Here is a 14547-nt window from a genome sequence, read left to right as displayed (position 1 = left end):
CGATGGGGGCACCCGCCGGTCGGCGGGCACCCCCATCCCGTCGTACGTCAGATGCGGTTGCCGGTGCTCGCGTTGAAGACGTGGCTGCGGCCCTCGCGCGGCTTGACGAACACGGTGTCGCCCATGTTCGGCATGGTGCGCCGGTCGGTGCGGACCACGAAGCGCTCGTTGCTGCCCTCGAGTGCGGCGTGGCCGTAGATGTTGGCGTCCGAGCCGAGGTCCTCGACCAGCTCGACGACGACGGGCATGCCGCCCTCGGTCGGGCTGACCAGGTCGCAGTCCTCGGGGCGGAAGCCGACGGTCACCTTGTTGTCGCCGCCGTCGGCGCGGGCCGCCTCGACCTGCTCACGGGTGAGCGGGATCTGCAGGTCGGCGAAGGCGGCGCCCCGCTCGCCCAGCGGCACGGTCTTGATGTTCATGGCGGGGGAGCCCATGAAGCCGGCGACGAAGACGTTGGCCGGGGTGTCGTAGAGCGCCCGCGGGGTGTCCACCTGCTGGAGCACGCCGTCGAGCATGACCGCCACCCGGTGGCCCATGGTCATGGCCTCGACCTGGTCGTGGGTGACGTAGACGGTGGTGACGCCCAGCTTCGCCTGCAGCGACGCGATCTGGGTACGGGTCTGCACACGCAGCTTCGCGTCGAGGTTCGACAGCGGCTCGTCCATGAGGAAGACCTGCGGCTCGCGGACGATCGCCCGGCCCATGGCCACCCGCTGGCGCTGACCGCCGGAGAGGGCCTTCGGCTTGCGGCCCAGGTACTCCTCCAGCTGGAGCAGCGCCGCCGCCTCCTTGACCCGCCGGTCGATCTCGGCCTTCGAGGTCTTGCGCAGCTTGAGCGCGAACGCCATGTTCTCGTACACCGTCATGTGCGGGTAGAGGGCGTAGTTCTGGAAGACCATCGCGATGTCGCGGGCCTTCGGCGGCAGGTGGGTGACGTCCCGGTCGTCGATGTGGATCGAGCCCTGGTCGACGTCCTCGAGGCCGGCGAGCATGCGCAGGCTGGTGGACTTGCCGCAACCGGAGGGGCCGACCAGGACGAGGAACTCGCCGTCGCCGATCTCCAGGTCGAGCTGGTTGACGGCGGGACGCTCCGTGCCCGGGTAGATCCGGGACGCCTTGGAGTAGGTGACCGTAGCCATGGTGGGGTGCTTCCTTTCACCGGCAGGAACGTGCCGGACGATCCGAGTGAAGGAGCGGCCGGCACGGGACGCGCCGGCCCACGGGCGGCCTCTCGGTGATCGAGATGTCGTCCGTGTCACTGCACGGTAAACGGCTTTCCGTCACCTGCCAAGGCGGGGCGCACGGGATGGGACGGACCGCATAGACATTCCGGTCACTCGGGCACGGGCGGACATCAATCGACCGTCGATGTCGGTCCGCCGCAGGGGGGCGGAGACGTTTCCGGTGGTCGGGGGGCCTGCCGCGGCGGAAATCCGGACGTCAGTCGCTATGCTGGCGTCGGCACCACACGCCCCTGTAGCTCAGCTGGCCAGAGCACTCGCCTTGTAAGCGAGATGTCGCCGGTTCGATCCCGGCCGGGGGCTCCAAATTTCATCAGGCATCCTTCGCCGGGCGCTGTCGCACGCGGCCGACCGCCCGACCGCCCGGCGTCAGTGCTTCCAGAGGCCCTCCGCCCGGAAGTACCGGGCGGTGAACTCCCCTTCCAGGGAGTCCGTGTTCGCCTCATCCGTCCACCAGCCTGGCCAGACATCGACACCGGAAGGCGCGCTGATGGTCGCGAGGATGGTGGCGCATCGGTGGCAGCGCCGAGGAGCCGAGTCCCGGAACCGCCCGCCGCAGTCGCATCGCCGTAGCCGCGCCTCGAATGCCGCCATCAGCGTGGGGTAGGTCTCGTCCCGGGCAGGGAGCGCGTCCGCGATGGCCATGGCCGTGCTGTCGTAGTAACTGACATCCACCCGCATCGGGCAGCCGTCGCAGTAGACAGTCATCATGCTGAATTGCCCGGCGGATGCGTGGCGGCCGATCGACGAACTCATCGTGCAGCGGACGACTACGCAGCCGGTTGCCTCAGGTCGATACGCTCTCCCTCCGAGGATGGTCGATACGCCTGTCGTCCGAGGATGGTCAGGAGCCGATCTGGTGGAGTCTCTTGGTGCGAGGCGGGTTCAGCGCTGGCGTCAGAGCGTGACGGAACACGACAGGCACTGGCACCAGGTGCGGCGATCCAAGATGTTCACGGCGCTCCCCGCCGCGCTCGTGTCGATTCTGGCGGGTAACTTCCTCTGGGAAGCCGTGCGGGCGAACGTGAAGGTGCCCGTGGGCGAACTACCGTGGCGACTTTCCGTCCTGGACCTTCCCACCACTGCGAACCTGCTCGCCGTGTTCGGCGGGCTCATGCTCGCCCGTGCGCAGTTCGCCAAGACGGTCCGGCCCCACTTCGGCTACGGCTGGATGCAGAAGGAGGGCGACGGCGGGCGTTGGATCCTCTATTTCTTCAACGCGGGGCCAGGTCACGCGACGGTGACGCAGATCCTCTACCGGATCGCCTTTCACGGGGAGGAGCGGACGGGCGCGTCGGAGTGGATCAGGTTTCCCGATCTGGACGCTCGGCTCCGGCGTCGTGGCATCGAAGAAGCGGACGCCGAGTTGACGTGGATCGGGCGCACCCCGGTCGTTCCGCAGCAGCGGGGGGTCGACGGCCTCAAGATCGGCGAATTCTCCTATCGCGCCCTGGCTGCCATCGGCCACCTGGACGTCGAGATCCTGGCTGAGGACAGCGTGGGCGATCGGCATCGGCTCTTGATCCGCTCCACCGCGCGACTCCCGTCCAAGGCGACACGGGTGATCGACTCGCTGCGAGCGCGGGAGGTCGCCGACCGGCAGGATGCGGCGGGCCGGTAACCGGCGCACCTATGCTGGGCGGCGTGAGCAGGGCGACGGAGGAGTCGAACCGGGCCATGCTGCGCGCCCGGGACGCGATGGACCGCGCGTACGACCAGCCGCTGGACATCCCCGCCCTGGCCCGGATCGCGTACGTCTCCGAGGCGCACTTCATCCGCACCTTCCGGGCGACCTTCGGCGAGACCCCGCACCGCTACCTCCAGCGGCGGCGGGTGGAGCGGGCCATGTACCTGCTGCTGCACACCGACCGGGACGTCACCGACGTCTGCTACGCGGTCGGCTTCGCCAGCCTGGGCACGTTCAGCCGCACGTTCCGGCAGATCGTCGGGGAGTCGCCGTCGGAGTACCGCAGGCGCAAGGCGCCCACCGCCGCCGTGCCGGTGTGCTTCACCAAGGCCTGGACCCGGCCCAGCAGCTTCGGGCATTAGAGGTCAGTTTTGGATAAGCAGCAGGTCAGGGCAGCCCCGTAGCGTTTCCGGCATGACGATGAACGCGATCAGCCGCTCCCAGATCTACGTGCTCGACCAGGACGAGGCCCTCGACTTCTATGTGGGCAAGCTCGGCCTGGAGGTCAACACCGACCAGGACCTCGGCTTCATGCGCTGGTTGACGGTGAACCTGCCCGGCGACCCGGAGCGCGAGATCCTGCTGGAGAAGCCGGGCCCGCCGGCGCTGGACCCGGCGACCGCCGAGCAGGTCCGTGAGCTGCTCACCAAGGGGGCGCTGGGCGGTTACCTCTTCATGACCACCGACGACGCGCACAAGACGTACGAGGATCTCGTGGCCAAGGGCGTCGAGATCACCGACGAGCCGATGGAGCGCCCGTACGGCATCGACTTCGGCATCCGCGACCCGTTCGGCAACAAGATCCGCATCGGCCAGATGTTCCCCAGGGGCTGACCTGGCGGCGGGGAACCATGATCGGGAGGCGTGCCGCCAGTGGCACGCCTTTCGATCGCGTACGAGGGGGACGACGTGGGGACCCGCCTGCTCTACCTGGCCCGGCACGGCGAGCAGGACCGCCCGCCGGGAACCCCGTCGGGCGTCGACCCGCCGGAGATTGGCCTGTCCGACCGGGGCCGCCGGCAGGCGATCCTGCTCGGCGAGAGGCTGCGCGGCGTGCCCGTCGACGCCGTCCACCACGGCCCGCTGCGGCGCGCCGTCGAGACCGCCGAGCTGGTCGCGGCGGCGCTGCCCGGAGTGCCGGTGTACGCCGCCGAGGAGGTCGGCGACCACCTGCCGCACGACACCGATCCGGTCGGCCTGCCGCCCGCGTACGCCCGGCTGCTGGCGGGTTTCTCCCCGGCGGAGCGGGCCGACGGGCCGCGGCTGACGGCGGCGGCCCTGCGGCGCTTCGCCACCGCCCCGGACGACGGGGACCGGCGGGACCTGGTCGTCACGCACACGTTCCTGATCGCCTGGTTCGTCCGGCACGCGCTCGACGCGCCGGAGCGGCGCTGGCTGGGGTTCAACGCGCACCACTGCGGCCTGACGGTGATCCGCTACGGACCGGGCGGGCCGCCGACCCTGGTCGCCGTCAACGACACCGCCCATCTGCCGCCCGAGCTGCGCGGCACCGGCCTGCCGGAGGACTACCGGTTCTGACCCCGACCGACGGGCCTGTGCTCGCTCAGCCCGTGGCTCCGAGCAGGAGTTCCACGACCGCACGGGTCGCGGCCGGCGCGGCACCGTCGGCCGGGCAGTCCACGTAGCCGGTCTCCACCTCCCCGATCGTCAGCCGGTAGCTGTAGGCGTCCTGGCAGGCGGTGGGCGCCGACGGGCGGCCCGCCTCCGCGGTGAGCCCGGGGTCGACGACGAGCCGGCGCAGCCGGTCGAGATCCGCGCTGGAGAGCCGGCCGGTGCGCCGCGACCCGGCGCGGTCCACGGCGGTCCACCGGCCGTCGGGCTCCACCGTCACGGTGTCGCCGCGTCCGGCGAACCCGCCCGACCGGGTCAGCACGACGCGTGCCGCCGCGGCCGTCGGTGCGGAGGTGGGCGGCGCCACGGTCGGTGCGGACGGGCCCGCCGGGAAGCTCTTCGGCGGCGGCACCCGGGGCGGCTCGGTCGTCGCGCAGCCGGACAGGGCCGTCACCAGCAGCGCGATCTTGACGCCAGCCATCGAAACTGATCTCATTCCGCTCGGACGTGCGGCGAGGCGGCGTGGTTCCCGCCGGCCCCGGTTCCACCGAACGGTCAGTGTCCCGGGCGGAATCCGGATCACCTCTTCTCTTTTGGGTCGTCACATCGTTATATCTACATGCGTGACTATCCCTGTCGCGCATACCCCCGTTCAGGAGGGCACGTGAAAAGACCCATTGCCGCCGTCGGTACGGCCCTGCTCACCAGCGGCCTGCTGACCGGCGTCGCCACCCCGGCGCTCGCGGCACCCCCCACCGCCCCCGCCCCGGGCGGGCCCGCCGCCGCCGCGGCGAGCGTCCTGCGGACCAACCCCGGCGCCGTGCAGGGCACCAGCGCCGAGGCCTACCAGGTGCACAGCACCAAGGTCGACGCCAACGGCGCCGCACACACCCGCTACACCCGGACCTACCAGGGCCTGCGGGTGTACGGCGGTGACTTCGTCATCCACACGACCCCGACCGGCGGCTACGCCGGCTCCTCGGTCGGTCTGGACGCCCCGCTGACCCTGCCCACCACGGCGAAGGTCACCGCCGCGGCGGCGAAGAAGGCCGCCCGCGCCGAGTTCTCCGGCACGCTCACCGCCGTCGGCGCCCCGGAACTCTTCGTCGACGCCAGCTCCGGCAAGGGCCGGCTCGCCTGGGAGACCGTCGTCACCGGCTGGCACCCGGACGGGCAGACGCCGTCGCGGTTCCACGTCGTCACCGACGCCACCACGGGCAAGGTCGTCGGCTCGTACGACGAGATCGAGGCAGTCGCCGGCACGGGCAACAGCGTCTACTCGGGCACCGTCACCGTGGACACCACGCTCTCCGGCAGCACGTACCAGATGATCGACCCGTTGCGCGGCAACGGCTCCACGTGCGACATGAACAACGGCACGTCGACGTGCACCACGTTCACCGACGCCGACAACACCTGGGGCACCGGCGCCGCCTCCAACCGGCAGTCCGCCGCCGTGGACGCGCACCACGGCGCCGCCAAGACCTTCGACTACTTCAAGAACGTGCACGGCCGCAACGGCATCTTCGGCGACGGCCGGGGCGTGCCGAGCCGGGTGCACTACGGCAACAACTACGTCAACGCCTTCTGGGACGGCTCCCGGATGACCTACGGCGACGGCAGCGGCAACTCCCGGCCGCTGGTCTCCATCGACGTGGCCGCCCACGAGATGAGCCACGGCGTGACCGAGAACGTCGTCCCCGGCGGCCTGACCTACTCCGGCGAGTCCGGCGGCCTCAACGAGGCCACCAGCGACATCTTCGGCAACATGGTCGAGTTCTACGCCAACAGCTCCGCCGACCCGGGTGACTACCAGGTCGGTGAGAAGATCAACATCAACGGCAACGGTACGCCGCTGCGCTACATGTACAACCCGTCCCTGGACGGTTCGAGCGACAGCTGCTGGTCCACCGCGACCAGGAGCAAGGACGTGCACTACTCGTCCGGTGTCGCCAACCACTTCTTCTTCAACCTCGCCGAGGGCACCGGGGCCACCTCGTACGGCACCTCGCCGGTCTGCGGCTCCGCCCCGGCGGTGACCGGCATCGGCCGCGCCAAGGCCGAGAAGATCTGGTGGCGGGCGCTGGACGCGTACTTCACCTCCAACACCTCGTACGTCAACACCAGCAACCCGGCCAACACCGCCCGGGCGTACAGCCTGCGCGCCGCGACCGACCTGTACGGCAGCTGCTCCACCGAGTACCGGACCGTCCAGGCGGCCTGGACCGCGGTGAACGTGGCCGGCAACGACGCGCCGTGCTCGACCGGCAACGACTTCTCGGTCTCGCTGTCGCCGACCTCCGGCGCGGTGAACCCGGGCGGCTCGGTCTCCACCACCGTGGCCACGGCCACCACCAGCGGCTCGGCGCAGACCGTGACGCTGTCGGCCTCCGGCCTGCCGAGCGGGGCGACCGCCTCGTTCAGCCCGGCCTCGGTGACCTCGGGCGGCTCGTCGACCCTCACCGTCGCCACCACGGCCGCCACGGCGCCCGGTACCTACACGGTCACCGTGAACGGCGCCGGCTCGGTCACCCGCAGCGCCACCTACACGCTGACCGTCAACGGCACCGGCGGCGGCTGCACCAGCCCGGGTCAGAAGCTCGCCAACGCGGGCTTCGAGTCCGGGGCCACCGCCTGGACGCAGACCTCGGGCGTGATCGGCCAGCACGGCACCGCGCAGCCGGCCCGCACCGGCACGTGGAGCGCGTGGATGAACGGGTACGGGACCACCCGCACCGAGACGCTCTCCCAGTCGGTGAGCCTGCCGGCCGGGTGCACGTCGTACAACTTCAGCTTCTGGCTGCACATCGACTCGGCGGAGACCACCAGCAGCACCGCGTACGACACGCTGCGGGTGCAGGTGCTCAACTCCTCCGGGACGGTGCTGGCGACCCTCGCCACGTACTCGAACCTGAACAAGGCCGCGGGCTACAGCCAGAAGTCGTTCTCGCTGGCCGCGTACAAGGGGCAGACGGTGACCCTGCGGTTCACCGGCGTCGAGGACTCGTCGCTCCAGACGTCCTTCGTCGTGGACGACACCGCGCTGAACGTCTCCTGACGTAGCCGTACCGTCGCCGGCCCGGCGACCACCCCGCCAGGGTGGTCGCCGGGCCGGCGCCGTTATGGTCGCCGCACGCGTCGCCGCCCCCGGCGGCCGGGCGGTACGTCGAAGGGGTGGTGACGGTGGCGGACGCGGAACTCCTCGTCGAGGTGGCCGGGCCGGTGGCGACGGTGGTGATCCGCAACCCGGCGCGGCGCAACGCGATGACCACCGCCATGTGGCGGCGGCTGCCGGAGCTGCTCGACGGGCTGGAGGCCGACCCGGCCGTCCGGGCGCTGGTGCTCACCGGCGCGGGGGACACCTTCTGTGCCGGCGCGGACCTGGGCGACCTGGACGAGCTGCTGGACGCCGGTGACGCCAGCATCGCGGTGGCCGCCGAGGAGCGGCTCGCCGCCTTCGCCAAGCCCACCGTCGCCGCCGTCCGGGGCGCGTGCGTGGGCGGCGGCTGTCAGCTCGCCGTCGCCTGCGACCTGCGGGTCGCCACCACCGACGCGCGGTTCGGCGTGCCGCCGGCGCGGCTGGGCCTGGTGTATCCGGCGCCCACCACCCGCCGGCTGGCCCGGCTGGTCGGCCCGGCCGCGGCCAAGCACCTGCTCTTCACCGCCGAGCTGATCGACGCCGAGCGGGCGCTGCGGGTGGGCCTGGTCGACGAGGTGCTGCCGGGCGACGGGCTCGCCGCCCGGGTGGACGAGCTCACCGCCGCCGTGGTCGCCCGGTCGCAGCTCAGCGTCGCCGCCGCCAAGGAGATCGTCGACGGGCGGGCGGACGAGGCCCGGATCGCCTGGTGGCACGGGCAGGTCCGGGCCAGCGGCGAGGCCCGCGAGGGCGTGGCCGCCTTCCACGAGCGCCGCCCGGCCCGCTTCGGCTGGACCCCGCCCGCCCGGCACTGACCGCTCCACCTCCCGTGGGTGGGGGGCCGACGGGTGCCGCGCCGAGGGCGTACCCCCGACGCGGCCCCCCGTTCCCGCCGGCCGGTCCGTCACCGCCCCGCCAGCGCCGCCCAGCTCGGCACGACCGGCTCACGCCGCAGCGGCATGCCCGCCTCGGCCGGCGTCCGGTCGCCCTTGTGCTGGTTGCAGCCGTAGCAGGCGGCCGTCGTGTTCCGCCAGGTGTTCCGGCCGCCGCGCGAGCGGGGCAGGATGTGGTCGATGGTGCCGGCCGGCCCCCCGCAGTACGCGCAGCAGCGCCCGTCGCGGCGCAGCACGCCCGCGCGGGACCAGGCCGGGCCGGCGCTGAACCGCCAGCGGGTCACCACGTAGCGGACCAGGCGCACCACCCGGGGAACCGGGAACACCCCGATCACCCGGTCCGGCTCGGCCTCGTGGATCTCGGCGACCCGCCGGCAGAGCATCCGGATCGCGTGCTGGACGGTGACCCGGTGCAGCGGGCCGAGGTCGGCGTTGACGACGAGGACGGCGTCCACCGGTGTCTCCCTTCGTGGCGGTGACGATCTCGACGGGCCGGACAGCGAAAGAGCCGCCCGGTCCGGGTTACGGACGGGCGGCTCGACGTCGTGCGGGCACGCGTCAGTCGGGCCGGCCGCCCCCGGGGTCTTCGGCACGGTGACGACCGCCGCCGGCCGGCGATGCCGGACGCGTGGGCAGGCACGACGGCACACCGGTGACGTGCGACATCGACATGACCAGCTCCCGCGGCGGTGGTTGACCTTGCGCGATCACGGTAGGTCCGCGGGGGACAGAGGGGCAACGGATTTCGATCGAGGCCCCGGCTCGTCGGGGCGGCGCTGCCGGCGGGCCCGGCCGGCGGCCCGCGCGGCGGCCAGGGGCCGGTCGATGCGTACGGCCATCCGCGCCGTCAGCTCGCTCTCCAGCAGCGGCCGGTTGACCTCCCCGGCGACCGCGAGCGCCGGCCCCGAGACGGTGCGCCAGATCGCGGCCAGCCCGGCGCCCAGCCCGAGCAGGGCCACGGCGGCCCGGGTCACCGGCGGGCCGGCGGCGGCGAGCGCGCTCACCCCCACCACGGCGAACAGCACGGCGAGCAGCGGTACGAGCACCGGCCAGAAGATCCCCCGGACGGCCTGCACCACCAGCCTCCGGTCCCGCACGATCAGGTTCCGGGCGACGATCGCGTAGTCCTCCTCGTCGAGCAGGTCCCTCGGGTGCAGCCCGCCGGTGAGCACGCCCTGCCACAGCTCGCCCTGGTTGCGCAGCTCACGGGCCAGCTCGGGCAGCCCCGCCTCGGTCGGGTCGCCCACGCCCGCCCTGGTGACCGCCGCCGCCCACGCCGACAGGGAGTGGCGGACCACCGTTGCCGAGTACGGCGGCAGCACGCTGGCCAGCTCGCCCAGCCAACGGCCGATCTCGAACTGCCGCCCGCCGAAGCGCTGGGCAACCTGCCCGGCGTCGCCGTTCCGCACGGCGTCGCCGTACCGGACGGTGTCGGCCAGCGAGCGTCCCAGCCGGTACGCCAGCCCCACCCGCTGGTTGGTGGCCATCGTCCAGCGCAGCAGTTCCACGTTCAGGTCGTCGAGGGCGAGCAGCAGGGCTTCGGCGGACCCGTCGGCCACCCGGCCCCGCGCGTCGGCGGTGGCGGGCACGGGACCGACGCGCCGGGTCAGCTCGGCGATCTGGGTGAGCGCGACCTCCACGCCGTCCAGGTACATCTGCATGCGACGCCGCCCCGACATCTCGGTCAGGTTGGACAGCTTCGGCGGTGCGCCCGTTGGCCGATCGGCCCCGGGGTCGCGCAGCTCGGCGGTCCGCGCGTGGTGGTAGGCGTCCGCCATCCACCAGCCGAGCCGCAGGGCGGTCACGACGCAGGCCCGCTCGTCCCGGATCAGCGGGTACGCGTCGTCCCGCGGCACGTCGGCGACGAGCGGGCCGTCGTCCGTGCGCGGCGACAATCCGACCTCCCGGCTCACCCCAGACGGTCAGCCTAAGTGAACCGAACGGCCCATTTGCCTGTTTTGCTCCTCATCGCCGGCGTGCGGACCCCGGCCCGTTCAGCCCGAAGGGCGAGCAGGCCCGGGCCGGTCAGCCCCGTCCGGCGAGCAGGCCCCGGGGGCGGATCGAGCGGACCCGCTCCGCCGCGCCGCCCTCGGCCCGCAGGACGTGGTTGGCCGCGATGATCCCGGTCGCCGCCGACCGCTCCATCAGCGCGCTCGGGAAGTCCGTCCGGATGCCGTCGCCGGCCAGGTAGAGCCCGTCGGCGTCGGTGCGCACCCCCGGCCGCCAGGCGTGGCTGCCGGGCGTGAACGCCGGCGCCTGCGCCTCCACCCGGGCGCGCAGCTCGCGGACGCGCAGCCGGGCCGCCTCCGGCCAGAGCGCGGTCAGCTCGACCCGCATCCGTTCGGCCAGCTCCTCGGCGGGCACGCCCGCGTCGCAGGCGTACGCGTGCAGCTCGACGATCGAGCCGCCGGTGCGCTCGGCCCAGCGGCGGGACTCGTCCTCCAGCCGGTGGTAGAGGGTCACCGAGTCCAGAGTGGGCTGCCGGGACACCCCGCTGAACACCGCCCGGTCGGCGGAGACGTCCCCGTCGCACCAGAAGCGCGCCACCGCGTACGGCGGACCGGGCCGGCCGAACGCGGGCATCCGCGCCGCCAGCCGGGGCGCATGGTCGGCCAGGCCGGGCGAGGCCGCGACCAGCGCGGCCAGGGCGGGCGGGTCGACGGCGAGCACCACGTGCCCGGCCGGGTACGACGTGCCGTCGGCGGTCGCCACCCGCCAGCCCTCGCCGTCGCGGGTCAGGGCGGTGGCGGCGGCGCCCGTCAGCACCCGGCCGCCGTGCTTCTCCACGTGCCGGGTCAGCGGCTCCCAGATCGCCGTCGCGTAGTCCTCGTCGGGGCAGTCGAAGGCCAGCCCCTCCGGGTTGCCCAGCAGGTAGAAGTGGAACTGCGCGATCATCTCCGCCGCCGACATCTCCGCCTCGTGGTTGAAGAACGAGTGGGAGAAGACCTCGAAGAGCATCGCGCGGGCCCGGTCGGGCAGCCGCAGCGAGGTGAGCAGCGCGTCGGCGGTGCTGTCGTCGAACTCCGCGTAGGTGCGCACCGGGTCGTAGGTGAGCAGCGGCAGCGCCGCGTCCCGGTCCATGCCCCGCAGGTCGCCCAGGCGCAGGCTGGGGCTGCGCAGCAGCAGCGCCAGCAGGTTCGCCGGCGGCGCGGGCGGCAGCCTGCCGAACTCCTCGGTGGGCCACCGTTCGCTGAGGATCGGATAGCCGGGGACCGGCTTGAGGAAGGCCAACTCCGGGTCGGCGCGGCGCAGGATGGACCGCCAGTTGTAGTACTGCCGGAAGAACGCGTGGAAGCCGTGCTCGTTCATCTGCCGACTGCCGTCGGCCAGCGTCTCCGGCCAGGCCCCGAGCCGGCCGCCGAGCGTCGGCGCGGCCTCCAGCACCGTCACCGCCACCCCGCGCTCCGCCAGCACCACCGCCGCCGACATGCCGGCGATCCCGCCGCCGACCACCACCGCCTCGACCCGGCCCGGCACGCGGGGGGCGCCACCACCGCCCGGGTCCACCTCGTGCTCGCGTACGCCGATGAGTCGACCGACCACTTTCGACAGCGCCATGTGCACCTTCCCGCCGGGTGGGTCTCCAGTCTGCCCGCTCAGCCATCGCGGGAACCCTTTCCCGCGGGAAGCGCCTGACGTGCCCCGCCATCACTCCGGCGGCGGGAGGCAGCGACGTTCGCGGTCCGAGGCGGGCCAGACGTACTCCAGGTCGGGCGGGACGTCGTCGCCGAAGAGCGGCCCGTAGTGGCCGGGGTCCTTGCGCAGCAGCGACGAGCGGTGGCTCAGGTGCAGGTCGTCGCGGCCCAGCCAGGGCGGCAGCTCACCGGCCTCGGCCAGCTCGGCCTGGGTGCGGACCCGGGTCAGGCCGCAGGCGGCGGCGAGGTCCGTGGTCATCGTGGTCGCGCAGGTGTCGGCCCGGCCGGGCTCGCACCAGACCGCGCAGACGTCCAGCCCGTACCGGGTGAGGGCCTCCTCGTACCCGGCCCACATCTTCACCGCCGGGTGGTTGCGCCAGCCGTACGTGGGCCAGGTCAGCCCCCGCAGCACCTGGATGGTCTCCACCCGCTGCTTGCCCAGCCGCTTCTGGTCCAGCGTCCGGGCGCTGGCCAGGAAGTCCGGGTACGGCAGGAACGTCTGCATGCCGGTGCTCTACCCGTCACCGGGAGGGACATGCCGGCGCGACCAGCGTTCATGATCACGGGGCTGCGTCCGGCGCGACCGGCTGACTACGATGCGGCACATGGCGGAGCCCCTGCTGGATCGTGCGCGACGTGCCGGCCGGCGGCTCCGGGTCAACGGGGACGCGCGGGCGCACTACGTGATCTGTGGTCGCGACGCCCTCGCCTACTGGGTGGTGCGGGCGCTGCTCGCCACGGAGCTCCAGGCCGGCCGCGTCCGGATCACCCTGGTGGTGCCCGAACGACCGCGCTCGGACGAGCCCGACGGTCGGGACCTCCAGGGCGTCGAGGTCGTCCGCGCCGACCGGCTCGACGAGGTGACCTTCCGTCGGGCCGGGCTGGCCGGCGCCGACGGGCTGGCCCTGCTGCACCAGGACGACGTCGGCAACATGCACGCCGCGCTCTGCGCGCAGGAGGTCGAGCCCCGGCTGCGGCTGGTGGTGCGGATGTTCAACACCGGCCTCGCCAACGGGGTGCGGCAGATCTTCCCCGACTCGGCCGTGCTCTCCGACGCCTCCATGGCCGCACCCGCCTTCGTGGCCGCCGCGTTGGGCGAGGTCGCCCCCACCCACTTCCGGCACGGTGGGCGCACCCTCTACGTGGCCCGCCGCGAGGACGTACGCCCGACCGACGTGGTCTGCGGGGTCGCCGACACCCGCGACCCGCAGCAGGTCCGGCTGCTGCCCGCCGACGGGCGCGCGGCCGACCTGGTGATCGCCGAGGCGACCGGGACGCCGCCGGGGACGGAGCTGGCCGCCCGCCGGCTCAGGCGCGCCCGGCGGCGGCGTCGACCCCTGACGGTGCTGCTGCGCGCGGTACGCAGCTTCGCCACCCGCAAGATCGGCGTAGCGGTGATCGTGCTGCTGGCGGTGATCGGGTTGCTCGGCTCGCTCAACGGCTACGCCGCGCACGAGGACTGGGCCGACTCGCTCTACCTGACGCTGGTGACCACGCTGACCGGGCAGGATCCGAACCCGGACAAGTCGGCCGCCGAGCAGGTCATGCAGGTGGTGCTCAACCTGGCCGGGCTGGCGCTGATCCCGCTGATCACCGCCGTGGTGGTGGACGGCATCGTCAACGCCCGGCTGGCCCTGCACTCCGGCCGCATCCAGCCCGAGCGCTCCGGGCACGTGGTGGTGGTCGGGCTGGGCAACGTCGGCACCCGGGTCATGGCCCAGCTCTGCGACTTCGGCGTCGAGGTGGTGGCGATCGACAAGGTGCCCGAGCCGCGCGGCGGCGCGCTGGCACGGCGGCTCGGCGTACCGCTGATCGTGGGCGACGCCGCGCTGGAGGAGACCCTCCAGTCGGCGTCCGTGGGCGGCTGCCAGGCACTGGTGGTGGTCTCCACCGACGACGAGACCAACCTCCAGGCGGCGCTCATCGGCCGGGCCGTCAACCCGGAACTCCAGGTGGTGCTGCGCCTCTTCGACGGCCACTTCGCCGAACGCATCCAGCAGGCGTTCGGCATCGGCGTCTCGCGCAGCGTGTCGTACCTCGCCGCGTTCTCGTTCTCCGCCGCGCTGCTGGACCGCGCCGTGATCGCCACCATCCCGGTCGGCCGGCACGCGCTGCTGGTCACCGAGGTCTCCGTCGCCGCCGGATCGTCGCTGGACGGCCGGCCGCTCGCCGCCGTCGGGCGGGCCGAGAGCGTACGCCTGCTGGCGCACGCCCGGGCCGGACAGCGCCTCGACTGGGCACCCGATGCCCGGCTGGTGATCGTCGCGGGCGACCGGCTGACGGTGGTGGCCCGCCGGGCCGGCCTGAACGCCCTGCTCCGCGAGGCCGCGCCCCCGCCGGAGGACCCCGTCACGCCCGCGCCCCGCCAGCCGGAGGAGTGACC

The 14547-nt window shown here is 73.1% G+C and carries 14 protein-coding genes and 1 tRNA gene; 8 read left to right on the top strand and 7 right to left on the bottom strand.

The features are described from left to right. Nucleotides 1–47 precede the first annotated feature (47 nt). Nucleotides 48–1139, bottom strand: coding sequence for an ABC transporter ATP-binding protein (locus AC0OO9_RS12490; RefSeq protein ID WP_484517353.1), 1092 nt, complete (start codon nucleotides 1137–1139; stop codon nucleotides 48–50). 331 nt (nucleotides 1140–1470) lie between these two features. Between AC0OO9_RS12490 and AC0OO9_RS12485 the strand changes: the two genes are divergently transcribed. After that, nucleotides 1471–1547, top strand: a tRNA-Thr gene (locus tag AC0OO9_RS12485). Between the two features lie 63 nt (nucleotides 1548–1610). Here the strand turns inward: AC0OO9_RS12485 and AC0OO9_RS12480 are convergent. Then, complete coding sequence (locus tag AC0OO9_RS12480; protein WP_484517352.1) at nucleotides 1611–1997, bottom strand: hypothetical protein; 387 nt, start codon at nucleotides 1995–1997, stop codon at nucleotides 1611–1613. 148 nt (nucleotides 1998–2145) lie between these two features. Between AC0OO9_RS12480 and AC0OO9_RS12475 the strand changes: the two genes are divergently transcribed. Genes AC0OO9_RS12475 through AC0OO9_RS12460 form a run of 4 tightly spaced genes read left to right on the top strand, consistent with a single transcriptional unit; the run spans nucleotide 2146 to nucleotide 4467 of the window. Continuing rightward, nucleotides 2146–2862 (top strand): hypothetical protein, encoded by a 717-nt coding sequence (locus AC0OO9_RS12475; RefSeq protein ID WP_311411707.1) that lies wholly within the window; start codon nucleotides 2146–2148, stop codon nucleotides 2860–2862. A 23-nt stretch (nucleotides 2863–2885) separates the two neighbouring features. After that, nucleotides 2886–3290 carry a helix-turn-helix domain-containing protein gene (locus tag AC0OO9_RS12470; RefSeq protein ID WP_484517351.1) on the top strand — a complete coding sequence of 135 codons (405 nt, stop codon included), beginning with the start codon at nucleotides 2886–2888 and terminating at the stop codon, nucleotides 3288–3290. 52 nt (nucleotides 3291–3342) lie between these two features. Continuing rightward, nucleotides 3343–3762, top strand: coding sequence for a VOC family protein (locus tag AC0OO9_RS12465; protein ID WP_121401524.1), 420 nt, complete (start codon nucleotides 3343–3345; stop codon nucleotides 3760–3762). Nucleotides 3763–3801: 39 nt separating this feature from the next. After that, on the top strand, nucleotides 3802–4467 hold the full coding sequence (locus tag AC0OO9_RS12460) for a histidine phosphatase family protein (protein ID WP_484517350.1): 666 nt from the start codon (nucleotides 3802–3804) through the stop codon (nucleotides 4465–4467). Nucleotides 4468–4492: 25 nt separating this feature from the next. Here the strand turns inward: AC0OO9_RS12460 and AC0OO9_RS12455 are convergent, their stop codons facing one another. Then, nucleotides 4493–4981 (bottom strand): hypothetical protein, encoded by a 489-nt coding sequence (locus AC0OO9_RS12455; RefSeq protein WP_484517349.1) that lies wholly within the window; start codon nucleotides 4979–4981, stop codon nucleotides 4493–4495. A gap of 183 nt (nucleotides 4982–5164) precedes the next feature. On the opposite strand from AC0OO9_RS12455, the gene AC0OO9_RS12450 reads away from it, so the two are divergent. Then, entirely contained in the window at nucleotides 5165–7558 is a 2394-nt protein-coding gene (locus AC0OO9_RS12450; RefSeq protein ID WP_484517348.1) for a M4 family metallopeptidase, read from the top strand. A gap of 119 nt (nucleotides 7559–7677) precedes the next feature. Then, nucleotides 7678–8451 (top strand): enoyl-CoA hydratase/isomerase family protein, encoded by a 774-nt coding sequence (locus AC0OO9_RS12445; protein ID WP_484517931.1) that lies wholly within the window; start codon nucleotides 7678–7680, stop codon nucleotides 8449–8451. 89 nt (nucleotides 8452–8540) lie between these two features. Here AC0OO9_RS12445 and AC0OO9_RS12440 read toward each other — a convergent pair whose 3' ends face one another. The 4 genes from AC0OO9_RS12440 to AC0OO9_RS12425 all read right to left on the bottom strand — a co-directional run bounded on the left by AC0OO9_RS12440 (nucleotide 8541) and on the right by AC0OO9_RS12425 (nucleotide 12669). Beyond that, a complete protein-coding gene (locus AC0OO9_RS12440) occupies nucleotides 8541–8984 on the bottom strand; it encodes an HNH endonuclease (protein ID WP_484517347.1) in 444 nt (147 codons plus the stop codon). Between the two features lie 252 nt (nucleotides 8985–9236). Next, a complete protein-coding gene (locus AC0OO9_RS12435; RefSeq protein WP_484517346.1) occupies nucleotides 9237–10442 on the bottom strand; it encodes a hypothetical protein in 1206 nt (401 codons plus the stop codon). A 112-nt stretch (nucleotides 10443–10554) separates the two neighbouring features. Further along, a complete protein-coding gene (locus AC0OO9_RS12430; protein WP_484517345.1) occupies nucleotides 10555–12087 on the bottom strand; it encodes an FAD-dependent oxidoreductase in 1533 nt (510 codons plus the stop codon). Between the two features lie 90 nt (nucleotides 12088–12177). After that, nucleotides 12178–12669, bottom strand: coding sequence for an MSMEG_6728 family protein (locus AC0OO9_RS12425; protein WP_484517344.1), 492 nt, complete (start codon nucleotides 12667–12669; stop codon nucleotides 12178–12180). A 100-nt stretch (nucleotides 12670–12769) separates the two neighbouring features. On the opposite strand from AC0OO9_RS12425, the gene AC0OO9_RS12420 reads away from it, so the two are divergent. Then, nucleotides 12770–14545 carry a potassium channel family protein gene (locus AC0OO9_RS12420; RefSeq protein ID WP_484517343.1) on the top strand — a complete coding sequence of 592 codons (1776 nt, stop codon included), beginning with the start codon at nucleotides 12770–12772 and terminating at the stop codon, nucleotides 14543–14545. Nucleotides 14546–14547 lie beyond the last annotated feature (2 nt).

This window comes from Micromonospora sp. USAFONa4 (assembly GCF_057197825.1).
This window is presented reverse-complemented; position numbering and strand designations above follow the sequence as displayed.

Excerpts from the sequence above, each read along its gene's own strand:
- AC0OO9_RS12490 (WP_484517353.1), bottom strand. The coding sequence starts at position 1,139 with ATGGCTACGGTCACCTACTCCAAGGCGTCCCGGATCTACCCGGGCACG.
- AC0OO9_RS12480 (WP_484517352.1), bottom strand. The coding sequence starts at position 1,997 with ATGAGTTCGTCGATCGGCCGCCACGCATCCGCCGGGCAATTCAGCATG.
- AC0OO9_RS12465 (WP_121401524.1), top strand. The coding sequence starts at position 3,343 with ATGACGATGAACGCGATCAGCCGCTCCCAGATCTACGTGCTCGACCAG.
- AC0OO9_RS12455 (WP_484517349.1), bottom strand. The coding sequence starts at position 4,981 with ATGGCTGGCGTCAAGATCGCGCTGCTGGTGACGGCCCTGTCCGGCTGC.
- AC0OO9_RS12430 (WP_484517345.1), bottom strand. The coding sequence starts at position 12,087 with ATGGCGCTGTCGAAAGTGGTCGGTCGACTCATCGGCGTACGCGAGCAC.
- AC0OO9_RS12425 (WP_484517344.1), bottom strand. The coding sequence starts at position 12,669 with ATGCAGACGTTCCTGCCGTACCCGGACTTCCTGGCCAGCGCCCGGACG.
- AC0OO9_RS12420 (WP_484517343.1), top strand. The coding sequence starts at position 12,770 with ATGGCGGAGCCCCTGCTGGATCGTGCGCGACGTGCCGGCCGGCGGCTC.